The following is a 21,718-nucleotide window of genomic DNA, read 5'->3' on the forward strand; positions in this document are numbered from 1 at the left end:
GAGCTCGTCAGACCTAGGCGGCGAGGTGCTTGAGGAAGTCAGTCACGAACTTGTGGACTTCCTCCGGTGTGGTCGTATCGCGCACATCGATGCGGTCGATGTACTTGACGCCTGCGTTACGCAGCAGCCGTTCCCGGCTGGCATCGTCAGACCTGCGCCCCTTGTGGTGGGGGCCATCGATCTCAATCACCCCGGCGCGGCCTCGATAGGTGATCAGCAGGTCAGGCTCGTACGTGTGGTTGAGCACGCGCATCCCAGCTAGAGCCAGGATGCCGAAGGTGTCGTTGTCCGGAAGCCCGGCCTGCTGCTGCTTGAGCACGGTGTAGACCCGGTGCTCCCACTTGTTGGAGAAGTGGAGTCCGTCCTCCATTGGGTGGTTGGGCTCCAGCTTGACCTTGCGAGCTTGGTTGGACTGCTTTCCGCCCTTCAACTGCTGAGCAAGTTGCTCCCGCCAGTCCTCACCTACTCGTGGCACAACATCTCGCATCCTGATGCCACGTACATCCCGATGGTCCTTCTCCAGAACCACCTTGAGGACCGAAAGAATCTCGTTCTGCCGTTCGTCCGTGAACTGCGGCATCACGAAGGGTTCGACTTCCAGGACCGCAGTGTGGTAGGTGCGCGCCCACGAAGCATCGTCCATCAGCTCCGTGTGGTTTTCGTAGTCGATCGACACCACGTCCAGCATGAGAGCGGCCGACTCGGTGTGCCCACGTTGGTGGAGGACAACTGCGGACTGCCCAAGTACCCGTTCGCCGCTGAGCCGTTCCCGCTCTTCGTAGGAAAGATCAATCGACTCGTCATCCAAGAGCTCGTCGAGCGAGCGTGCCAGGTCACCCATGCACACATGGTCGCATCCAGCACTGACAACTGGTCGTGCTTCAGGGAAAGATGAGCGCCTCCCTGTCCTTGCATGGCTCCGTGCGCTGGCGGAGCCGATCGGCGACACCCTGCTCTTGCTTCCCCTGGGTGCAAGCGCTGGCGTACTCTCCTGTCGACGCCGGGGATCTCCGACTCGGCGGCTCCCTGAGGGAGCGGACGGTGGGTGCCCCGCGCGACACAGGTCCTCTGGGTTGGGTTGAGCCCGCCCAGGAACGGGTGCCTTCCAGTTGCCACTGGTCGCGCGCTCCTCCTGGAGCTGCGGCCACCGCCCCGTTAGAGCTCGTAACACGATCATGGTGAGACGCGGTCTACCCTTGTTGGGGTGTCGTCCCTCGCTGTTACTGCCTCTTCGCACTCATCGGCGTCTGCCTCCATCGTCTACGCGGCGCTCCTGCATGCAGAATCCTGGCCGTTGTGGTCCGCCTACGCCGACGTCGAGTGGGATGTGCCTGCTGGAGTCGACCGACCGGCACGCGTGGATGACCTGCGCACCATCCGTTCCCGCATTGGACGGGTGTGCTGCCGCGAGCGCGTCGTTGAGATGGTTCCCGACCAGCGGTTCAGCTACGAACAGGCCGCAGGGCTGTTCACATCTCATCGAGGGTCCGTGGACCTGACCCGAGCCCCCCATGGCGGCACCGACATCACCTGGTCAGCGACCTACCGGCACACCCTCCCTCTCTTGGACACGCTCAGGAGACGGCGTCTGCAGGTGTGGGTCCACGATCTCGCGTCATACGCCAACTCAATCGTGAGCCGTAACTCCTAGAGCTGCAGCACAAGTTCACGACTCGATCTTCTTGAGGCGCCTCCAGCAGATGAGGCTGCAGCCCAATGAGACCAAGGCGTCGTGGAGTTCGAGGCGTCGTTCCCATCGGACAGCGAGACGTTTGAACTGGTGGAGCAGGGCGAAAGTCTGCTCGACAACGTAGCGGAGCTTGCCCAGGCCCTTGATGTTCGGGGCGCCCTTGAGGGAGATGACCGGCAGGATCCTGCGGCGCTGCAGTTCCCGGCGTACGGCCTTCGAGTCGTACGCCTTGTCGCCCAGGACGGACTCGGGGCGCCGTCGCGGTCGGCCGGGCCGGCCAGCGACGGGCGGGATGCCGTCGACCAGATTGAGGGTCTGCGTGATGTCGTTGACGTTCGCCGCGGTGGTGATGACTTTGAGCGGGGTGCCGCGTCCGTCGCAGATCAGGTGGTGTTTGCTGCCCGTCTTCCGCCGGTCGACCGGCGACGGACCGGTATCAGCGCCCCCCTTTTCGCACGGATGTGGGAACCATCCACGCAGGCCCGCGACCAGTCGAGTTCGCCGACCGCGTTCAGCTCTGCGAGCAGGACCTGGTGCAGCCGGTCGAAGACCCCTGCCTCCTGCCACCGGCCCAGACGCCGCCAGCACGTCTGCCCCGAGCCGAACCCCAGCTCCAGCGGCAGGAGTTGCCACGCTATGTCGTTGTAGAGAACGAACAGGATGCCCTGGAGACAGAGCCGGTCCGGCACCGGTCTCGGCCCCGGCGACCGCTCCGGCCAAGGCGGCAGGAGCAGCTCAATCAGCGCCCACAAGTCGTCGTCCACGATCCACGGCCGAGTACTCACACCATCACGAACGGCCGAATCCTCACACCGGTCACGGCTAACCAGCACGCTTCACCAAGATCGTGTTACGAGCTCTTAGAGGGTCCATGTGTACTTCACCTCTCTCGTGCCCGGCTGAGTCTCGCGTCCGGGCCCCCGCCCTCGCTCGTGCGACGCCACGCCCTTGTGACGCCTATAACTCACGCGTACCTGAGCCGTGCGGCGGCGGGCTACCCGCGCGAATGCAGTCCAGGAATGCCACCCAGTTGCATTGCTATGCCCGTGCGTTGAATTTCCGAGCGAGTATTTCCCCGTACAGCAACGCCACGCGGAAGGGAATCTTGCAATGCCCCGAGGGCTGCCAAGGCTCGGCTACACCGAAGAGTTCCGTGGGCGACTGCGACCCGAGGTTGCAGAACAGGTGCGATACCTCGCACGGAGTACGGGTGTCAGCGAGGCGTACATAGTCCGCGAAGCCCTGGACGCCTACTTGTCCAGTCTCGGGCTGCTGAACACCCCGCACGAGAACACGGTGACCACACAGACAAGGAGGAATGCCGAGTGACTGCATATCGGGGCCACTTCATCGACCCCAACAAGGCGGCGTTGCAGCGCCACATGGCGACGGTCTCCCAGCTCCGGCAGGAACAGGAAGCGACGGCCAAGCAACGGGCACGCGCCCGGCTCTCACCGCAGGACCGGGCTCGCCTGGAGAAGGCAGACCACGAACAGGAGCTGCGGGCCTACGAGGAGACCGAGCGCAAGAACGCAGAGTTCCGCACCAGAAGCCGTGCGTGGCAGCAGAGCCCGGACAACTCCGCCCCGAAGGAAGAGGACTAATGGACTACCCCCGCAGCGCAGGCAATCAGGCCGCGCACAAGAAGCTCGACACGTCGATGGAGCGAGCCAACAAGAGGGCCGATGCGCTCCGCAGGCTTCTCGCTCAGGCAGAGACGCAGATCGCCGAGCGGTACCAGGCCGACCAGAAGACGGCTGCCGCTCTGGCCTCCATCAAGAAGCAGCCCGGCGCAATCAACGACCTGCTCTCCATGGTGAAGGGACGCTAATGACCATCAAGACAAGTTCCCCGGCTCGCACGGCTGCCGACGCTCTGGCAGTTCTGGAGGAAGCTCTCGACACCACGCCCAACCTGTCCGACCGCGACAAGCGCAACGCCAGGCGCAACGTGGAGACGCCCATCCGCGAACACGTCCGGGAGCACGAGAAGGCTCTCGTCACCCAGGCCGAGGCGTTCGTCGTGAAGGCGGCGGGGGTGGCGGACGACATGGCCTCCATCGAGCAGGAGATCGACGGCATCCTCCGCGAGCTGCGCGATAACCCGGCCGCGTCCGCAGTGGAGGCGTACGAGCGCTTCTCTCTGCTTCAGGCGGAGGCCGGCAAGCGGTTCGCCATCGCGTCTACCTTCATCGACGCCTACGCGGGCCACGTGGAAGTCCTGACGGACCCCGTCGCCCATCTGTCCTACGTGCAGCAGAAGTTCCCGCCGCTGCTCCGCTCCTACGGCATCTGAGCTCCACACGCACGAACGGGCCCGATGAGGAGTCGGGCCCGTTCTCGGCAGAGAGGTACAGACATGCGAGACGAAGCCTACGTCCGAGACCCCGGCATCCGATTGCCCATGCTGGAGGCGGCCACCGTCGTGGTTCGGCTCCGCAGCCCATCCACGAGCAACCGGCTGCGGAGCTCGGCTCTGTTCGACCCGGCGATGGCCCTTCGGGATTACCTGGAGCGGCGATGCCTGCACAGCGGAGCGGACGGCCTCTGTGGCAACGAGGCGGCGCGGTACCTCCAGCGCTGGGTCCTGCCGACCAGCGACCCGCGCCGGACTGAGGTGGACGCGGTGGTCGGCTGGGGGCTGCTCTGGGACATCGCCAGACGGCCCGGCTATGGGGTGCAGATGTCGGTGGGATACGGCGCTCCGTGGCCGTCCGTCCGAGACCCGCACGCCCCCTGGCCCGAGAAGCCCTCGTGCCGGGTCTCCGCCTGAGCCGTCGCTCACGAGCAGCCCCGCCCGGTCCCCGCGTCCGTCCGGCGGGGCTGCTCACGTCTACGGGGCTCCTGCCGATTCGGCCTCGAACGCAAGAGAGGCCCCGAACGCTGCGACGAATTCGGGGCCTCTCCATTCACTCCCCGTTCGACCAAGGCTGGGGAGCAAGAGAAGCCTACCGGCTTGCATCTGTCTCCGAGGTTTCTCAACTTTCTTGAACTTTCTTCAAGAAAAAAGATAAAAAACTCGTTTCCCCGTTTGAGGCCCGGCCGAGGTTTACTTATGCCATCGGGAACGGCATAACCGGTGCTGATCCCGAAAGTCCAGAAAGGGAATTGACGAATGGCTCTCGCAACGAAGGAACTCCAGGCACGGATGTCCAAGGCGCGTTCCGACAAGGGAGTTGGCTCACGGTGGGGCGATCCGGAACGAGCCGAAGCGGCTGTTGCCGAGATGGCCGCAATCCGAATCGAGAACGCCATCGTGAACGACCGGGACAGCCTCACCCCGGAAGCCCGCGCCCATCTCGTTCGGATGCTTCAGACCGAAAAGTGAAGAGGGCCCGGTGTCAGCCAACCCCGGACCCTCTTCGGTACATGAGAGCGCCCCAACGCTCACAGAAAGGAAAACACATGGATAAGGCTACCGCGTCCGACGCCTCCCCCGTCGGCACCATGGTGGGGGACGCAGACAAGTTCTGGTCTCGGATGTTCCAGGGAAACGATGTCGTCGCCATCGGGCTGGCGTCTTCCGGCGAATGGAGGCAAGAGCAATACTTCGCCGCTGGGGTGCTGGGCGACGAGATACAGGAGGCGGCCCAGTCCAACGACGTCTACTTCACGCCTGTTCCGCAGGCGGATGAGGACGACGAGGATCTGAACCCGAACCGCATCGTTCGAGCCCAGTCCATTGCACAGCCGGGCCGCGCCATCTACGCCGACTGTGACCACGGGCTCACCGACGAGCAGCGCGAGCGGGCGCTGAATCTCGGGGCCACCTTGGTGCGGTCGGGCAGCATCACCCCGGACGGGCGGCCGAAGTACCACGTCTATGTGTGGCTGGAGGAAGCCACCGACCCTCGCATCATCCGCTTCCTGAATATCCAGTTGATGGGCCGTCTGAATGGCGACACCAAGTTCGACACGGCCGCAGTTCTCCGCGTGCCGGGCACGCTCAACCGCAAGACGGACCCGCCCCGCCCCGTCACCATCGAGCACCTGGGCGATATGGAGGGATGGAATCCGCGCGATCTTGCCATCGAACTCGGGACAGAGCTACCGAGCGATGCCGAACTGGACGAATTCTCTCGTGGGGAGGCGGCGTCTCGGGAGAAGGTTGCCGAATTTCTCGCCAGCGCCACACAGTCCAGCGTTACGGGCGCAGCCAAAGGCTTCGTGTCCAAATTCCGCAGCCTGGTAGCGGACGGCCTTTCTCGCCATGGTGCAATGCGCGACGTGCTCTGCTGGGCCATGCGTGAGGCTCAGGAGGGACGCTGTTCCGCCGAAGAGGCCACACAAGCGATACAGGACGTGTTCACCGCCTCCGTTGCTGGCGAGCGCAGCCGGAACGCCGGCAGCGAGTTTCGAGCCGCGCTCGCGTGGGCCGTTGGACAGCTCCCCGACGACAAGGAGGCGACCGCCAAAAGCCGTTTCGATCGGGATGTCGAAGATGCCCTGCATCGCGAGAAGGTCCGGACCGCCGTCAAGGTGCGCCTCGCGTCTGAAGGCTGGGAGCCGCCGCCGACATTCGGAACGATGGCTGAAGAGCTGTTGATTGAGGACGGCCCTATTCAGTGGACGGTTGAGGGGCTACACGTTACGGGCTTCAACACTCTGGTCGTGGCGAAGTACAAGACCGGTAAGACCACTCTCGCCCTGAACCTGATGCGAGCGTTCGCCGACTCCACTCCCTTTTTGGGTGAGTACAAAACGAGCATCCCCGAGGGTGGGCAAGTGGCCTGGTGGAACTTCGAGCTCGACAGCCGCACAGCTCGCCGATGGGTTCGGCGAATGGACGTGCAGAACCCCGAGCGCCTTGTGCACCTGGGGCTCCGGGGATACGCCATGCCGATAACGTCCCCCGTAGCTGCCGATTGGGCGGTGAATTGGCTTAAGCAGCACAACATCAAGATATGGATTGTTGACCCTTGGGGTGCCGCGTTTGATGGAGTAGAGAACGATAACAACGATGTCCGAGAATGGACGAAGGCCCTCGACATCATCAAGCGCCGCGCTGGTGTTGAGGATGTCTTCCTTGTCGCCCATACCGGCCGAGGTGAAGCCGAAGAAGGGCAAGAGCACGTTCGGGGTGCCACTCGCCTTGATGGCTGGCGCGATGTGCAGTGGATGTACACCAAAGATCCTGAGGCCCCTGAGCTGCGATGGATGTACGCGCACGGTCGAGATGTGGACGTACCGACTTTCTCTGTGGAGTTCGACGCTGAGAAGGGGATCCTTTCGCGATCCGCGAATGAGGGCAAGGTCGATAGTCGATCCAAGTGGGATCGAATGATGGCCAAGCATGCGGAGCGAATGGCGGCAGCGGCGGGTGACTGGTTCCGCAAAACGGGGGAGGGAATACAGACGGCAGAAATCAAGGCAGTCCTTGGACCTCTGGCGAATGACAAGAAGGGCACGGCACTCAGCTACGCCATCTCCAACGGATATGTAATCCAGAAGCCCGGCAAAGGCAACTCAAAGCTCCACTTTCCGGGTCCCGGATATGACGGAGAGAAGATCAAGATCCACACCGAAGATCAGGGTTGAAATTCTGATCTGCCCTGATCTGCCTGTACCTGCCCCAAGATCGCAGGCAGATTGAGCGGGTGATGTGCCCCGTCCTCTTAGGGGCACACACACTCTCACTGCCTTACCCCGGCTCACCTGGGGATTCTTGAACTGCCGAGCCGAGGGTGTCAACCGAAGAGCCGGGGCAGTTCAAGCGGACCGTCTGCCCCTGCTCGGTCCGTTCATCAACAAGGAGTCTGTGAAGATGCCGAAGATCAAGTTCAATCCACAGAGCGATCTACTTCAGAAGCGGCTGCGGCAGGAGGTGTTCCGTCCCGAGCTCAGCGGGATATGCCCGATGTGCAGTAAGTACATATCCAAGAATCACAGCAGGGCCGTCCGGCTTCCGTGCAAGTTGGTTCCCTACGGTAACGGTCGAATCAGTTACGACGACGGGGAGCACTACAACTCGAACGGTCGGCCGATCAGTATGCACGCTCGCGGCATCGTGCACGAGCGATGCGGGCAGCGGTATCTACGTGAATTGCGTGGAGAGATCAAGGATGCTCCGAATCGGGATGGCGTGCGCTAGGTCTCTGCATATTCGCGGTTGTTGCAGTGGACGGAAAGGAATGAACATGACGAGCGAACCGATGGAACACGAGACTGATGGAATCCGCGAGGGGCGTTGTTCAGCACGACGCACCAACAGCCAGCCTTGCGGGAACTGGCCCATGCGCGGCGGGACCGTCTGCCGCAAGCACGGTGGAGGCGCACCGCAGGTCCGGAACAAGGCTGCGCAGCGGATTGCAGAGGCGGCGGACCCTGCGGCGGCGAAGTTGGTCGAGATGCTTCACGACAAGGCTGTCCCCGCTGCGGTCCGCCTTGGCGTCATCAAGGACCTGTTGGACCGGGCCGGGTTGAAGGCGCGGGACACGGTTCTGTTGGAGACCAAGAAGTGGGAGGCGGTCGTCGAGGACGTCGTCTTCGAGGCGGACTTCCCCGAGGAGGAAGACGTGGACGACTCCGAGCACGAGCGCGCTGTAGACCGAGAGGGGATGTTCGAGTGAGCGCCAACCCGAACCCGCATCCCTACGCCATGCAGGCGGCGATGGTCATCCTGGACCTCGCTCACTCCCCGGAGGCGTGGCGGGTGTTCTGGGATGCAGTGGGGATAGCCCTGTCCGATGTGAATCCAGGGCTCGTCACCGTCGAAGAGGCTGCCGTCTGGGAAGCGTGGGCCGCCCTCGCCCCGCCCGGCCTCCCAGACGGGCCTACGCCTGAGCCAGGGGCTGCGAACGAGCCCGAGGGGTAGCCGGGCCCCACCCGGTCGCCGTTCTCTCGCCGTGCGGGCTCTCCCGGCCTGGTGCCCGATCTGCCGGTTCTGTCGGATTTCGCCAATCTTGCCCGAAACCATGGAGGTTGGCGTTAACTTCGTCTCGAACTCCAGTTCGACACCAACCAGGGAGAGCCCGATGGCCACCAACAAGAAGCCCCTTGCAGACCGCGCCAAGTCCGAGCCCACGGAGCTGCACAAGGCGTTCGCTGCCTGGCTCAAGGAGGAGACCGGCGTGGATGTGGACCTGAAGACGGTTCAGCTCGCCTGCTCCATGCGCATGGACTTCCAGAAGAGCGAGACGAACCAGAAGGATCTCCAGGCCCGCAAGGATGCCGCGCTGAAGAAGGCTGAGGCCGCGAAGGTCGCCAAGCGGGCGAAGTTGGAGGCGCAGTTGAAGAAGCTCCAGGCCGAGCTGGAGACGGACTCCGCCGGCAGCAAGGGTGCAGCCAAGAAGTAACGGGCGGAGGCCGGGATCTAGCCATCCCGGCCTCCTGCACTGCTCATCCCCAACCAGCCACAGCCAGGGCACGGCGTGAAGCCTATCGCTCGCAGCCCTGGCCGCCCTTGTCCTCTCATCGGAGGGCAGGGCTCCATGCATTGAGAGAGGGCCATGGCGCACATCCGACAGGTGCCGCGAGCAAACGGCGGCGTCGCTCATGAGGTGCAGTGGCGAGACCACGGCCGAAAACGGCAGAAGACCTTCAAGGACGACCGGAAGGCGGAACGATTCGCCAATCGGATCGAGGACGAACTAGCGGCGGGCAAGAACACGGCCCTGCACGTGGAGCGGCGCACCGTGGGGGAGGTGTTCGAGGCGTGCATGGTCGCCAGTGAAGGCCGCCTCAAGCCGCGCACCCTCGGCGGGTACCGGACCAACTACGACCGCCATGTGTCCAAGGTGTTCGGCCAGCGCCGCATCACGAGCATCCGCCCGCACGACGTAGAGAAGTGGGTAGGCGTTCTGTCCAAGACCCTCAAGCCGGGTACCGTCCGGAACATCTTCAACCTGCTGTCCAAGCTGTGTAAGTACGCGCTTCGCCACGAGTGGATCGCAACTAACCCGTGCTTCGGTGTCGAACTCCCCACGGACACTGCGGGTGCGGACGGGGTTGTGGAGCCGCGCGTCTTCCTGGCTCCTGCTCAAGTTGAGCTGCTGGCGCAGGAGCTGGCGAAGAAGACGCCGCACTATGGACTCATCGTCCGCATGGCTGCCTACACCGGGCTGCGAGCTGGCGAGCTGGCTGCCCTGCGCATCCGGGATGTGAACGTGTTCCGGCAGACCGTCGAGGTTCGTCGGGCCATGCATCGCCGCAAGGGGCAGGGGTTCGTCTACACGACCCCCAAGTCCAAGAAGTCGGCGCGGGACGTTCCGCTCACCCCAACGCTCGTTGGGGAGCTGAGCGCATGGCTGGCCGCTCACCCAGACAAGGCCAATCCGGACGCGCCTCTGTGGCCCGGCTCCCGCAACACGGGCAAGGGTGGAGCGGTGGACTGGTCGCGCCAGTTCGACATCGGGACCATGTGCAAGAACCACTTCCGCCCGGCGAGGAAGCGCACGGAAGGCATCCCTGACAAGCTCCGATGGCACGACCTGCGCCACACCTACGCGTCCATCATGGCGGCGGCTCGGGTGGACGTGCGGCTCGTGTCTCAGTGGATGGGGCATTCGTCCATCTCGGTCACGGAAGCTGTGTACACCCACCTGTTCGTCACTGACTACACATCCGTCATGGCTCAGGTAGGGGCGTTCGTCGCCGGTCCCGGGCAGGCCCTCGGTCAGGCGTCGGCCGTGTCGCCGATCTTCGGGGGCGCGGCGGTGAGATGACGCGTGGGGAGGGCCCGGGGCCCACTCGCCCAGCCCCGGGCCCTTACGGTCTGATACGGCGATGGCAGCCCCTCAGCTCCAACCAAGCTGAGGGGCTGCATCCGTTTATGCCTTCGGGCTCACCGGGCCCTGTGCGTCGTTCCGATAGCAACTCCTGTGCACGCGGATGAGCGTGCGGGCTGTGGTGCAGGCCTCGGTGGGCTGGTCGGTCTCCATGCAGATCCGGCAGACACCCACGTGGTCCATGAGTAGCTGGAACGCCTCTGCGGTCGTCAGGTAGGTCGGCGCGCAGTCGGCGCAGGCGTACAGCGACCAGCCGGGACCGGACCCCTGCTCAATGGACCGGATGAGGACGGGTTGGTCCGTGATGACCTCACAGGTCGCGCACATTCGCACCGGCTGACGGGGTGTGGAGTGGATAGGCTCTGACATGTCGAGCTCCTTCGGTGAGCTGGGCCATGCCCCCGGACCGGTTGCGTCGGTTGCGGGGGTTTTGAGTGGTGCGGGATGCCTGCTGGGGAGTGTAGTGCCCTATAGACATGTGTAGGGCACTATAAGTGTCCTTGCAGGTCAGAGGGTGCTTACAGTGCGGCCATGAGCGAGAACGAGATCCGCAACCTTGACAGGCGGGGGCCTGCACTCTTGTACATGGCGCTCGCGGACGACATCGCGCGGCGGATCTCGGCTGGAGAGCTCCGGAGCGGGGACAGAATCCCCGGCGAGCTGGACATGACGGAGGCCTACGGTGTGGCTCGCATGACTGTCGCACGGGCGGTGCGTGAGCTGAGGGAACGCGGCCTGGTGCACACCGTTCGGGGCAAGGGCACGTTCGTCGTGTAAAGCCACTCTGGACGCCTCATTTCGGTGGGGTCGGCCGGGATCCCGCCGGGATGTTCCCCGTTCTCCGGCCCGAATCAGCCTTCTACGTGGTCATACGCAAAGCCGACGCTCGTTCTCCTCGAACGGCACCCAGGTCCAGACGATCTCGCCCGGATCGGGGTCGCCGTCGCGGTCGGGGGCGTACGAGGTGCGGACCGGCCCCGCCTCGTACGGATCGGCCTGAACGGTGGAAGCCGGACCGGTGCTGCCGGGCTGGACGGGCGGGCTGTCGGTGCGCTGTGCGCTGTGGTGGAACGTCATCGCAACACCGTAGGACCTGCACGGCCCCGCCCCGGGAGCGGGTCCGCGGAACGGAGGGTCGGGTTCGTCGGCGGTACGCACGCGCCGCGGATCCCTGAAGCCCAGCTCGGCCCCGGACTCACGGAAGGGGACCTTCGCGGTGTGTCCCTCGAACGGCTGGCGCGGCCGCTCGGGGTACGGGTCGAAGCACGAGTCGATGCGCACCCCGGTCCGGTCCGCTTATGACGAAGGGTCGGTCAGGTCGATGGTGAGTACGTCTTCGTCGCGCGCGGGATGCTCGATGGTGATCGAGCCTGCGGCGCCGACATAGGCTTCGGTGCCTCCGGTGATCGCGAAGGAGTGGGACCACTGCCGGGCGTTGACCGGTGGCTCGGTCACCGCAGGAAGCGGCCGCTGGAAGGCGGTGGCAGCCGTGATCATGCCGTTGTCCAGGCTCAGGACCAGAGTCGCGATGACGAACGATCCGTCCAACCCCACGGTGACGGGCAGGCAGTGCGCGTTCTCGGTGCCCACGCCGCGGCCCTGCGCGTCCGACAGGTCGTACCGCACGAAGTAGGGGACGCCAGCCGTGAGTACGTCCGGAATGTTCGAACCCGTGCGCCTCCCCGTCAAGACGATCTGGCCAGCGGCCTTGCGCGCCGCGTGGGCGGCCCCGCCCGCCCCTACGACCAGCCCGCCGACGATGGTCGCCGCCGAGGTCAGCTGCAGAATGCTCCTGCGATCCATGTCAGTCATCGCCTGCCTCACGCCTTTGTCCGTCGTGTACTTGGGCGCGTGTGCGCCGCACACGTAACCGGCCTTCGGAGAGGAACGGATCGCCTGGCGCCCACAATTCGCCGGAATGGCGGAGCGTGGCCGCGGCGAGGCGCCCCCGGGGCGCCCCCGGGGCGCGGCCCGGCCCGGGGGATCTGGAAGACTGCCGCACGCCATGAGCCAGTTACCCAAGCAGCCCACCGAAGTCTCCGTACCGACCAGCGCCGACGTCGCGCGCCTCGCCGGAGTCTCCCGGGCCACCGTGTCGTACGTACTGAACAACAACGCCACCGTCCGGATCAGCGAACCCACCCGGCACCGGGTCAGGGAGGCGGCCACGCAACTCGGTTACGTCCCGCACGCGGCCGCCCGCAGCCTGCGCGCCGGACACAGCCGCCTGGTCCTGCTGCCCTCCGGCCATATACCGGCGGGCCCGCTCCATCAGCGCTTCTTCCAGGAGCTCCAGGCCGGACTGCGCCGACTGGACTACACCGTCGTCCAGTACGGCAGCTCCGGTCTGGCCGACGACGAGGCGGTCCGGGCCTGGGCCGAACTGCGGCCCGTCGCCGTCGTCGTACCGCCGGGCATCACGCTCACCCCGCACGGCACGGACGTCCTCACCCGCTCCGGCGCCAAGGCGGTGATCACCCTGGGCCCGGAGCCGGTGGTGGGCGCGCACGGGCTGGTCATGGACCAGCGCCAGGTCGGAGCCAGCGCGGTCGGACACCTGCTGGCGCGCGGCCGTCGCCGCATCGGGGTGGTGATGCCCCGGGAGGCGGGTCTCACCCCGTTCTCCGAACCCCGCCTCGCCGGGGCCCGGCAGACGGCGGAACCGGCCGGAGCACATGTCCGCCCCCTCCCGCTGCACTACGAGGAGCAGTCCGCGGCGGAGCTGGCGGACCGCTGGCCGGAGCTGGGACTGGACGCGGTGTTCGCGTACAACGACGAGTACGCCATGCTGCTGATGCGGGCCCTCCAGGACGCGGGCGTCGCGATACCCGGCGACACGGCGGTCGTCGGAGCGGACGACCTGCTGCTCGGCAGACTGCTGCGGCCCCGCCTCTCCACCGTCCGGATGGAGCTCGCCATGCCGGACCCGCTGGCCGAGACGATCGACCGCCTCGTCCACCACCCGGGCACCGCACCCGTCCACCACGACCTGCTGCGCACCAGCGCCGTGCACCGCGAGTCCAGCTGACCGCCCCCGGCGCGACGACATGCGCGCGGTACGGTCGATGTCTAGCGTCGGGGCCATGAGTCATCCGCAGAGTTACGAGCTCCTCCTGATCCCCGACCACAGCAGGACGCGGACCGGAGCCACAGGACGGGCGATCCGCTCGGCGGTGGTGGCCGCCACCGGCGAGACGGGGGCGTCGGGCTACCCCCGGTACACCGGCCAGGGCATGGAGGCGGACATCGACCCGGAGACCCGCACGGTGGAGGCGGTGCTGGTCGACGGCGAGGAACTGGACCCGGGCATGTCGGTGCAGGTCGCCCAGGGGGACCGCCGTACGCCCTGAACGGACCGCGGGCGAACGCGGATGAAGAGTCCGGGCATGGCTGAAGGCCCCGACCGCACAACACCGCTTCCACGCTTCCACGTCAACGGTGCCGGATCAGGACCTCTCGGCCCGCGCCGTGCGCCGGTACGGCGGTTACTGGGGCTCCGGCTGTCCCTGCCCGGCCTCCGCCGCCCGCTTCTGCTCCTCGACGGACTTGTGGACCTCGTCCATGTCGAGGTTCCGGGCCTGGCCGATGACGTCCTCCAGAGCCGCCTCGGGCAGGGCGCCGGGCTGCGAGAAGACCGCGACGTTGTCCCGGACGATCATCAGCGTCGGGATGGACCGGATCTCGAAAGCGGCCGCCAGCTCCTGCTGCGCCTCCGTGTCGACCTTCGCGAAGACCAGGTCGGGGTGGCGCTCGGACGCCGAGTCGTAGACCGGCGCGAACTGTCGGCAGGGGCCGCACCAGGAAGCCCAGAAGTCGATCAGCACGAAGCCGTTGTCACTGACGACCTGATCGAAGTTTTCCTTGGTGAGCTCTACGGTGCTCATACGTGAGATACCTCTTCCTGTGCCCGTTCGGACCTGTCCCGGCACAACGGTGACGGCACTTGCGCTATTCCGCCTGCCCATGTGGCCGGTACGCACACTCCCGACGACACTGTTTCCATGACTGATGCAGCGACTGAGACGGCGGACGTCTCCGAGTACGACGTGGTGGTCATCGGCGCAGGTCCGGTGGGGGAGAACGTAGCCGACCGGGCCCGCGCGGCGGGGCTCAGCACGGCCGTGGTGGAGTCCGAGCTGATCGGCGGCGAATGCTCGTACTGGGCCTGCATGCCGAGCAAGGCCCTGCTGCGCCCCGTGGTCGCCCGCGCCGACGCCCGCCGCGTCCCGGGCCTGAGTGGTGCCGTAGAGGGCCCCCTCGACGTACAGGCTGTCCTCGCCCACCGCGACGACGAGACGAGTCACTGGAAGGACGACGGACAGGTCGCCTGGCTGGAGAGCGTCGGAGCGGACATCCACCGCGGTACCGGACGCCTCACCGGCCCTCGCGCGGTCACCGTCACCGGGCCCGGCGGCGCCGAGCACCGGCTCACCGCCCGGCACGCCGTCGCTGTGTGCACCGGCACCAGGGCGGTCGTCCCCGACCTCCCCGGCATCGCCGGGGCCCGCCCCTGGACCAGCCGCGAGGCCACCAGCGCCAAGGAGGTGCCCGGCCGGCTCGTGGTCGTCGGCGGGGGAGTGGTCGGCGTGGAGATGGCCACCGTATGGCAGGCGCTGGGCGCCGAGGTCACGCTGCTGATCCGCGGCAAAGGCCTGCTCCCGAAGATGGAGCCCTTCGCGGGCGAGCTGGTGGCCGAGGCGCTGGAGGAGGCCGGGGCCACCATACGTACCGGCGTCTCCGTCACCGCCGTCGAGCGCCCCGCACCGGACGGCCCGGTCACGGTCGTCCTGGACGACGGCAGCCGCACCGAGGCCGACGAGATCCTCTTCGCCACGGGCCGGGCACCGCGCACGGACGACCTGGGCCTGGAGACGGTCGGCCTGAAGCCCGGCTCCTGGCTCACGGTGGACGACAGCTGCCGCGTCGAGGGCACCGACTGGCTGTACGCGGTCGGGGACGTCAATCACCGCGCCCTCCTCACCCACCAGGGCAAGTACCAGGCCCGTATCGCGGGCGCCGTGATCGCCGCCCGCGCCCAGAAGGTCCCGCCCCTGGAGACCGGCGCTTGGGGCGCCCACGCAGCCACCGCCGATCACGCGGCCGTCCCCCAGGTCGTCTTCACCGACCCCGAGGCCGCATCCGTCGGCCTCACCCTCGCCGAGGCCGAACGAGCGGGCCACCGCGTCCGCGCCGTCGACTACGACCTCGCCTCGGTCGCTGGCTCAGGCCTGTACGCCGACGGCTACAAGGGCCGCGCCCGGATGATCGTCGACCTGGACCGCGACATCCTGCTCGGCGTGACGTTCGTCGGCCCCGGCATCGGCGAACTCCTGCACTCCGCGACGGTCGCGGTGGCGGGCGAGGTCCCCATCGACCGGCTGTGGCACGCGGTTCCCGCGTACCCGACGATCAGCGAGGTGTGGCTGCGGCTGCTGGAGACTTTCAGGGGGTAGGAAACGCCGTCAAGCACACACACCGGGAAACGCCACAGCGAGTGCGGTGACCTGCCGCGATGAGCAGTTGATGGTCACGCTCACCTGTACGAATGACCTTTCCGCTATTTCACGTTCGTGCCGCTTGATGGGCCCCGGAAGTTCCAGGAGATTCCCAGGGGAAGCCCATTGCTGGCGGGCGCCTTTCGGCTCTGTGCGGCAATACTGGTTCGTCGAACGGCCTCGTTTCGGGCGGGGGCGGTGGACTACCGCGCTTGGGCACCGCCGTACGGCTGGGCAGCCGTCTTCCTGGGGCTCGGCGCTTTCCCATCTTCGACGGGATCGCCGCCCACAAGCTGCTGCGCCTGCACCAGATCCGCTACTGCTTCGACATCACCCTGTACGCCTGGGCATGGAGCATCGGCGGCCTGACGCTTCTTCTGGTCAGCCTCGTGCTGGGTGTCCGCGCTCGCCGGTCCGGCCGGGCCGCATCGGCATCGTGATCCTCGCGCACGTCGCGGGCCCCGGCCTGTTCGAGCAGGCGCCGGCGACTTCCCCGTCGGCGACTGCTGTCGTCTACTGGTCGGCCGCAGGCCGTCTGTGGTGATGGGGGGACACCTGGCCCTGGTGGCGCGGAGTGTCCGCCACCGTCGGAAGTGCGGGTGTGGCGTGGGCTGAGGTGGGCACACAGCCGGGCGCGCCGTTCACCACCCACATGGTCGGCCACCTGATCCTGGGCATGGCGGCCTCCCTGAACAGGGACCGCAGGACAACGGATCGCTGATTGCGCTTGGCATCGACTTACCACCCGGCCCCGTCACCCGGATGGGCGTCCAGAGTGCAGTTGTCTGCATCTCGTTCCTTTGAGTCAAGAACCCACACCTTCCCGGCAGGAAATGGATAGCGCCTCACGAAAAGGAGTCGCAGGCGAAAGGAGTCGCAGGCGGGGGGCTCATCTCCTTCAGCCTGGTCTGGCCGGTACCCCCGGGCCGAGGCGATGACAAAGCGGCGCGGTTCCCTGGTTTGAGGGCGTGGCGCGGGGATACTCGGTCAGCTCTCCCTTTGTCTCCCAAGGAGGCGTCGCATGGCTTTCAATCCGCTGGAGCAGCGTGGTATCCCGCTGGACCGTCAGATGAGGAACTGGCGTGAGCTGAACGTGAAGCCGATCGACCCCGATCACTGTGACCCTTACACCCGGTGCCGCATCATCACGATGAACGGCATCGAGGTCGAGGCGATCATGTTCAGCCACCAGATGGCCCGGCACTGTCCGGACCTCGGTGTCAAGCAGCAGCTCGCCCGGACGCGCTACATCGAGGCGCAGCAGCAGAAGGCGGTGAACTGGCTGCTTCCGGGGGTTTCCTCGGTGCTGGAGACGACGATCGCCTATGAGCAGGTGGCGGTGGACCTCACCGCGTGGGTGGCCCGGATGGAGCCGGATCCGTATCTGCGGCAGGCGTACCAGTTCGGTGTGCTGGAGGACTTCGACCATCTGTACCGGTACGCCAACCTGTACGAGATGATCGAGCACCGCAAGGCCGAGAAGATCGTGGACGGTCTGACCGAGGTGATGCCGGGGCGCCCCACTCCGCTGCATCACCGCGACCCGGTCGACAATGTGCGCGAGCCGTACGACAGGAACACCGTCCATCCGCTGTCCCGGCTGCACGCACTGACGATCATGTCGGCGGAGCAGCAGACGATGAACTTCTACATGAACACCGGGCCCACCTACATGGAGCCGATCGCCCGGCAGCTGTACCAGGAGATCGGGCTCATCGAGGAGGAGCACGTCACGCACTACGAGTCGCTCGTCGACCCGGGTGAGTCCTGGTGGGAGCAGCTCGTCCATCACGAGTACAACGAGTGCTACCTGTACCACTCCTTCATGGAGCAGGAGAGCGACCCGGCGGTCAAGGCGATCTGGGAGCTGCACCTGAACATGGAGCTGGAGCACCTGCACATCGCGGCCGATCTGATGCGCCGGCACGACGGCCGTGAGGCGGCGGAGGTCTGCGCGCCGTCGCTGCCCAACGTGCTCACGTTCGAGCCGAACAAGGGCTACCTGCGCGAGCTGATCGCGGACCAGCTGGACCTGACCACGCTGGGCACCGGATACGTCCGGGAGGCCCATGAGCGGTTCGAGGCGATGCAGGAAGCCATCCACGGCGGTGAACCGGCCCCGAGCGACCAGGTGCTGGCCCAGCACGACGCCATGATCGGCGGGGACTACCGGCTGGAGACCGAGGGCGAACACCCGGTCCCCGAGCTCCGGTCGGCCAAGTGACCACAACCACCACCCCGCCCGGTCGCCCGGCCGACAACGACCGAGGAGAACCCGCATGACCGCACAGACTGAACGGTCCGACGCCCCGCCGGCCGACGAGGAGGACGTGGTGGCGCTGCTCATGCGCCAGCACGGAGACATCCGCAACCTCTTCGACGAGGTCGAGCACAGCAGTGGCGACGCACGCAGGGACGCCTTCCGGCGACTGGTGCGTCTCCTGGCCGTTCACGAGACGGCCGAGGAGGAAGTGGTCCATCCCTTCGCCCGCCGCAGCTTCCCCGGCGGCGAACAGGTGGTGGAGGACCGCCTCCAGGAGGAGAAGGCGGCGAAGGAGGCCCTCGCCGACCTCGACACCATCGACACCGACGATCCCACCTTCATGCCCCGGCTCATGAAGCTGCGCCGGGACGTCCAGCACCACGCACGCGCCGAGGAGCGCTACGAGTTCACCCACATCCGGCGCAGTACCGACAGCGCCCGGCTCGCCTCCATGGCGCGGGGCGTCAAGGCCGCCGAGGCCATGGCCCCCACCCGTCCCCATCCAGGCGTGGAATCCGCCGGCGCCAACATGGCCCTGGGGCCCGTCGCCGCACTCATGGACCGAACAAAGGACGCCGTACGCAAAGCCATGGGCAAGGACGGCTGACCACCTCGAAGACCTGACTCCCGGATGACGACGACCGTGAGAGGCGCGAGGAGAAGAAGCAGCTGAGGGCGGCCGTGGCGGACCGCTTCGGGCACACAGCCGGTGGCCTGGACCGTGCGGCAGACGCACGGTCAGCCTCGGCCCCGATAGACCCGCCGCAGAGGCAGAGCGCTGACCACCGCGTCCAGCGGTGCGGCGGCGATGGCCGCCGGCCGGACAGAGCAGAAACAGCGGAGAAGGAGTAGTTGACTGTGACAGACGTAGCGAACGCCGGGTCGGCCGCGGACGATGACCGGCCGGAACTCACGAACCGGCAGGGCCATGCAGTTTTCGACAACCAGAACCAACGCACCGTGGGGGCCCGCGGCCCGGCCACCCTGGAGAACTACCAGTTCCTGGAGAAGATCAGCCACTTCGACCGGGAACGCATCCCTGAGCGTGTGGTGCACGCGCGGGGCGTGACGACCTATGGCCACTTCGAGGCGTACGGGAAGTGGGGCGAGGAGCCTGTTTCCCGCTACACCCGGGCCAAGCTGTTCCAGGAGGCGGGCAAGCGCACTGACGTTGCGGTCCGCTTCTCCACGGTGATCGGTGGCCGTGACTCCTCGGAGGCGGCGCGCGACCCCCGGGGTTTCGCCGTCAAGTTCTACACCGAAGACGGCAACTGGGATCTCGTGGGCAACAATCTCGGTGTGTTCTTCATCCGGGACGCGATCAAGTTCCCTGACGTCATCCATGCCCTCAAGCCAGACCCGGTCTCCCACGAGCAGAAGCCGGGGCGCATCTTCGACTTCATCTCGCAGACGCCGGAAAGCATGCACATGCTCGTGAATCTGTTCAGTCCACGGGGCATTCCCGCCGACTACCGCCACATGCAGGGCTTCGGCGTCAACACGTACAAGTGGGTGAACAACGAAGGCGAGTCGGTGCTGGTCAAGTACCACTGGCTGCCCAAGCAGGGCGTCCGCAGCATGACGGCCGAGGACGCGGCGAACGTACAGGCGGATGAGCTGGGGCATGCCACGAAGGACCTCTACAGCGCCATCCGGCGAGGGGAGTACCCCGAGTGGGAACTGGTCGTGCAGATGATGTCCGACGACGACCATCCCGAGCTGGACTTCGATCCGCTCGATGACACGAAGACCTGGCCCGAGGAGGACTTCCCGCCGAAGGCAGTGGGCCGGATGGTCCTCAACCGGGTGCCGGACAACTACTTCGCGGAGAACGAGCAGGTGTCCTTCGGCACCGGTGTACTGGTCGACGGACTGGACTTCTCCGACGACAAGATGCTGGTCGGACGGACCTTCTCCTACAGCGACACCCAGCGCTACCGGGTGGGCCCGAATTACCTGCAGCTTCCCGTCAACCGGGCGAAGAACGCCCACGTGGCCACCAACCAGCGCGACGGGCTGATGGCGTACGACAACGGCCACCACGGTGAGAACCCCGAGGTGAACTACGAGCCGTCGATCACCGGCGGGCTACGCGAGGCGCAGTACCCGACGCACGACGAGCAGGGGCCGGAGATCCGCGGCCGCCTCACCCGCAAACGCCTTCCCCGGACCAACGACTACCTGCAGGCCGGCCAGCGTTACCTCCTCATGGAGGACTGGGAGCGGGACGATCTGGTGACGAACTTCATCAGCATGCTCTCCGCATGCGACCGCGCGGTGCAGGAAAGGATGGTCTGGCACTTCCTCCTCGTCGAGAACGATCTCGGCCGCCGGGTCGGCGACGGGCTGGGCATTACCCCGCAGGATGTAAAGGGACTGCGGCCTCTGGCAAGCCAGGATCTGTCGGACGACGACCGTGAGCGTCTTGCCCGGCTGGGCGAGAACCCGCCGCGTGACGTCGAGGGTCTCACGATGACGCACTGCGTTCCCAACGAGCGTCACGTCGTCGTTCGCTGAACGTGCGAGTGGGAACACAGTCGCCTGCCCCGGGATCACTTCGACCGACGCACCGCGGATGTTGAGCCGCGGTGGGACGCGGGCCCGCCCCGGATCCCGGCGTCGGATCGGCCATGGCGACCACGGCCCTGGGGCCCGTCGCAGCATTGACGCACCGCATCAGGGGCGCCGTCCGCACAGCTATGGGCGAGGACAGCTCGGGCCCCGCCGCAACGGCGGCCCGTGAGCGGACAACCGGGAACAGGGAAGGGAACACGGGATGATCAACGAGGCTCTCGTACGCGAGCTGCTGGAGGCGGCGGACGACGACTCCGCTCTGGTCCTTCTGGAGGGCCGCGCTCAGGTGGCCGACCGCTCCGCCCTTGATGGTGACGACCTCCGCGGCGCGGCGGTGGTGCTGACACGGGCGGAGCTCGTTGACCGGCTGGGCACCAGGTACCCCGCCCCGCAGGACCTGACTCTGGTGGCGACGTCGTTGGACGACGCGGTGGGCAAGCTCGGCGGCTGACGCGCCCCGCCCCGGGGCGGCCGTCCCACGTCCGCCCCGGGGCGGCCGTCCCACGTCCGCCCCGGGTGTGGATCGCTGAGAACGGGCTACTCGGGACGTCCACCCGAGGGCGTCGCACGAGAGGGGCACCACGATGACGGCCTGTGGGCCGGCCAGGCCGCGATGCTCTTCGGCGGCACCTGTGGGGCGCGGGACTACCTCACTTCGCTCACGGACGACTTCCGGGCACGGGGCGGTCAGGGAGCTGGATGAGGTCGACGAGGACGAGAGCGGCTGACCGCCGTCGTCACGGCGAAGGGCACTGACTTCGCCGGGGAGGCCGATGCCTCTCGCCCGTCGGGCGGGCCCGGATGCCCGCAACAAGGCGGCTCGGACGGGGCTGCCGGTGGCCGGTCGCCGGGAAGGCTCGTACGCATCCATGGAGGAATCTCGATCGGACTCTGTTCATGAGTCCCTCTCCTGGCTACGTTACCTCCAGTAACAGACGCGGGCCTGTGACTGACGGCGCGCCGCCCACCCC

General features: G+C 66.5%; 25 protein-coding genes and 1 pseudogene. 20 read left to right on the forward strand and 6 right to left on the reverse strand.

Annotated elements, in window-relative coordinates:
- Positions 1–13 precede the first annotated feature (13 nt).
- The gene (locus ABZ154_RS12535; RefSeq protein WP_356831707.1) at positions 14–841 is read right to left on the reverse strand and encodes a hypothetical protein; all 828 of its coding nucleotides are present in this window, start codon (positions 839–841) and stop codon (positions 14–16) included.
- Between the two features lie 363 nt (positions 842–1,204).
- Here ABZ154_RS12535 and ABZ154_RS12540 point away from each other — a divergent pair, with 363 nt between their 5' ends.
- Positions 1,205–1,651 (forward strand): SRPBCC family protein, encoded by a 447-nt coding sequence (locus tag ABZ154_RS12540; RefSeq protein ID WP_356831709.1) that lies wholly within the window; start codon positions 1,205–1,207, stop codon positions 1,649–1,651.
- Between the two features lie 15 nt (positions 1,652–1,666).
- Here the strand turns inward: ABZ154_RS12540 and ABZ154_RS12545 are convergent.
- Positions 1,667–2,475 (reverse strand): IS5 family transposase gene (locus ABZ154_RS12545; protein WP_356831711.1). Its coding sequence is split into 2 segments (ribosomal slippage): positions 1,667–2,155 and positions 2,158–2,475, totalling 807 coding nucleotides; the frame shifts between segments, so codons are not numbered across the junction.
- A 540-nt stretch (positions 2,476–3,015) separates the two neighbouring features.
- On the opposite strand from ABZ154_RS12545, the gene ABZ154_RS12550 reads away from it, so the two are divergent.
- From ABZ154_RS12550 to ABZ154_RS12595, 10 genes are all read left to right on the forward strand, one after another.
- Positions 3,016–3,294, forward strand: a complete 279-nt coding sequence (locus ABZ154_RS12550) for a hypothetical protein (RefSeq protein ID WP_356831713.1) — start codon at positions 3,016–3,018, stop codon at positions 3,292–3,294.
- A complete protein-coding gene (locus ABZ154_RS12555) occupies positions 3,294–3,521 on the forward strand; it encodes a hypothetical protein (protein WP_356831715.1) in 228 nt (75 codons plus the stop codon). The genes ABZ154_RS12550 and ABZ154_RS12555 overlap by 1 nt, the downstream gene beginning before the upstream one ends.
- On the forward strand, positions 3,521–3,985 hold the full coding sequence (locus tag ABZ154_RS12560) for a hypothetical protein (protein WP_356831717.1): 465 nt from the start codon (positions 3,521–3,523) through the stop codon (positions 3,983–3,985). Before ABZ154_RS12555 ends, ABZ154_RS12560 begins: the two co-directional genes overlap by 1 nt.
- A gap of 63 nt (positions 3,986–4,048) precedes the next feature.
- Positions 4,049–4,462, forward strand: coding sequence for a hypothetical protein (locus ABZ154_RS12565; protein ID WP_356831719.1), 414 nt, complete (start codon positions 4,049–4,051; stop codon positions 4,460–4,462).
- A gap of 342 nt (positions 4,463–4,804) precedes the next feature.
- Positions 4,805–5,017 carry a hypothetical protein gene (locus ABZ154_RS12570; RefSeq protein ID WP_356831721.1) on the forward strand — a complete coding sequence of 71 codons (213 nt, stop codon included), beginning with the start codon at positions 4,805–4,807 and terminating at the stop codon, positions 5,015–5,017.
- Between the two features lie 77 nt (positions 5,018–5,094).
- Positions 5,095–7,227 carry an AAA family ATPase gene (locus ABZ154_RS12575; RefSeq protein WP_356831723.1) on the forward strand — a complete coding sequence of 711 codons (2,133 nt, stop codon included), beginning with the start codon at positions 5,095–5,097 and terminating at the stop codon, positions 7,225–7,227.
- Between the two features lie 226 nt (positions 7,228–7,453).
- Positions 7,454–7,780, forward strand: coding sequence for a hypothetical protein (locus ABZ154_RS12580; RefSeq protein ID WP_356831725.1), 327 nt, complete (start codon positions 7,454–7,456; stop codon positions 7,778–7,780).
- Between the two features lie 46 nt (positions 7,781–7,826).
- On the forward strand, positions 7,827–8,258 hold the full coding sequence (locus tag ABZ154_RS12585) for a hypothetical protein (protein ID WP_356831727.1): 432 nt from the start codon (positions 7,827–7,829) through the stop codon (positions 8,256–8,258).
- A gap of 405 nt (positions 8,259–8,663) precedes the next feature.
- Positions 8,664–8,984 (forward strand): hypothetical protein, encoded by a 321-nt coding sequence (locus tag ABZ154_RS12590; RefSeq protein WP_356831729.1) that lies wholly within the window; start codon positions 8,664–8,666, stop codon positions 8,982–8,984.
- Positions 8,985–9,137: 153 nt separating this feature from the next.
- Positions 9,138–10,352: a tyrosine-type recombinase/integrase gene (locus tag ABZ154_RS12595; protein ID WP_356831731.1), complete on the forward strand. Its 1,215-nt coding sequence runs from the start codon at positions 9,138–9,140 to the stop codon at positions 10,350–10,352.
- Between the two features lie 105 nt (positions 10,353–10,457).
- Here the strand turns inward: ABZ154_RS12595 and ABZ154_RS12600 are convergent, their stop codons facing one another.
- Positions 10,458–10,784, reverse strand: coding sequence for a hypothetical protein (locus ABZ154_RS12600; protein WP_356831733.1), 327 nt, complete (start codon positions 10,782–10,784; stop codon positions 10,458–10,460).
- Between the two features lie 162 nt (positions 10,785–10,946).
- On the opposite strand from ABZ154_RS12600, the gene ABZ154_RS12605 reads away from it, so the two are divergent.
- Positions 10,947–11,192: a GntR family transcriptional regulator gene (locus ABZ154_RS12605; protein ID WP_356831735.1), complete on the forward strand. Its 246-nt coding sequence runs from the start codon at positions 10,947–10,949 to the stop codon at positions 11,190–11,192.
- Positions 11,193–11,294: 102 nt separating this feature from the next.
- Here the strand turns inward: ABZ154_RS12605 and ABZ154_RS12610 are convergent.
- Both ABZ154_RS12610 and ABZ154_RS12615 read right to left on the reverse strand, forming a co-directional pair.
- Positions 11,295–11,492: pseudogene (locus ABZ154_RS12610) on the reverse strand (type II toxin-antitoxin system PemK/MazF family toxin); the annotation flags it as partial.
- A 219-nt stretch (positions 11,493–11,711) separates the two neighbouring features.
- Positions 11,712–12,227, reverse strand: a complete 516-nt coding sequence (locus tag ABZ154_RS12615; RefSeq protein WP_356831780.1) for a hypothetical protein — start codon at positions 12,225–12,227, stop codon at positions 11,712–11,714.
- 193 nt (positions 12,228–12,420) lie between these two features.
- Between ABZ154_RS12615 and ABZ154_RS12620 the strand changes: the two genes are divergently transcribed.
- Together ABZ154_RS12620 and ABZ154_RS12625 are read left to right on the forward strand one after the other, a co-directional pair.
- Positions 12,421–13,443 carry a LacI family DNA-binding transcriptional regulator gene (locus ABZ154_RS12620; protein WP_356831737.1) on the forward strand — a complete coding sequence of 341 codons (1,023 nt, stop codon included), beginning with the start codon at positions 12,421–12,423 and terminating at the stop codon, positions 13,441–13,443.
- Positions 13,444–13,498: 55 nt separating this feature from the next.
- Complete coding sequence (locus tag ABZ154_RS12625) at positions 13,499–13,765, forward strand: hypothetical protein (RefSeq protein WP_356831739.1); 267 nt, start codon at positions 13,499–13,501, stop codon at positions 13,763–13,765.
- 135 nt (positions 13,766–13,900) lie between these two features.
- Here the strand turns inward: ABZ154_RS12625 and trxA are convergent, their stop codons facing one another.
- Positions 13,901–14,299 carry a thioredoxin gene (gene trxA, locus ABZ154_RS12630; protein WP_128851453.1) on the reverse strand — a complete coding sequence of 133 codons (399 nt, stop codon included), beginning with the start codon at positions 14,297–14,299 and terminating at the stop codon, positions 13,901–13,903.
- A gap of 117 nt (positions 14,300–14,416) precedes the next feature.
- On the opposite strand from trxA, the gene ABZ154_RS12635 reads away from it, so the two are divergent.
- From ABZ154_RS12635 to ABZ154_RS12660, 6 genes are all read left to right on the forward strand, one after another.
- Positions 14,417–15,868 carry an NAD(P)/FAD-dependent oxidoreductase gene (locus ABZ154_RS12635; RefSeq protein ID WP_356831741.1) on the forward strand — a complete coding sequence of 484 codons (1,452 nt, stop codon included), beginning with the start codon at positions 14,417–14,419 and terminating at the stop codon, positions 15,866–15,868.
- Between the two features lie 254 nt (positions 15,869–16,122).
- Complete coding sequence (locus ABZ154_RS12640; RefSeq protein ID WP_356831743.1) at positions 16,123–16,350, forward strand: DUF2243 domain-containing protein; 228 nt, start codon at positions 16,123–16,125, stop codon at positions 16,348–16,350.
- 581 nt (positions 16,351–16,931) lie between these two features.
- Complete coding sequence (locus ABZ154_RS12645; RefSeq protein ID WP_356831745.1) at positions 16,932–18,134, forward strand: ferritin-like domain-containing protein; 1,203 nt, start codon at positions 16,932–16,934, stop codon at positions 18,132–18,134.
- Positions 18,135–18,189: 55 nt separating this feature from the next.
- Positions 18,190–18,780 carry a hemerythrin domain-containing protein gene (locus ABZ154_RS12650; RefSeq protein WP_356831747.1) on the forward strand — a complete coding sequence of 197 codons (591 nt, stop codon included), beginning with the start codon at positions 18,190–18,192 and terminating at the stop codon, positions 18,778–18,780.
- 251 nt (positions 18,781–19,031) lie between these two features.
- A complete protein-coding gene (locus tag ABZ154_RS12655; protein WP_356831749.1) occupies positions 19,032–20,690 on the forward strand; it encodes a catalase in 1,659 nt (552 codons plus the stop codon).
- Positions 20,691–20,949: 259 nt separating this feature from the next.
- Positions 20,950–21,198 carry a hypothetical protein gene (locus tag ABZ154_RS12660; RefSeq protein WP_356831751.1) on the forward strand — a complete coding sequence of 83 codons (249 nt, stop codon included), beginning with the start codon at positions 20,950–20,952 and terminating at the stop codon, positions 21,196–21,198.
- Positions 21,199–21,718 lie beyond the last annotated feature (520 nt).

The organism is Streptomyces sp. NPDC006261, assembly GCF_040613515.1.
Classification (GTDB): domain Bacteria; phylum Actinomycetota; class Actinomycetes; order Streptomycetales; family Streptomycetaceae; genus Streptomyces.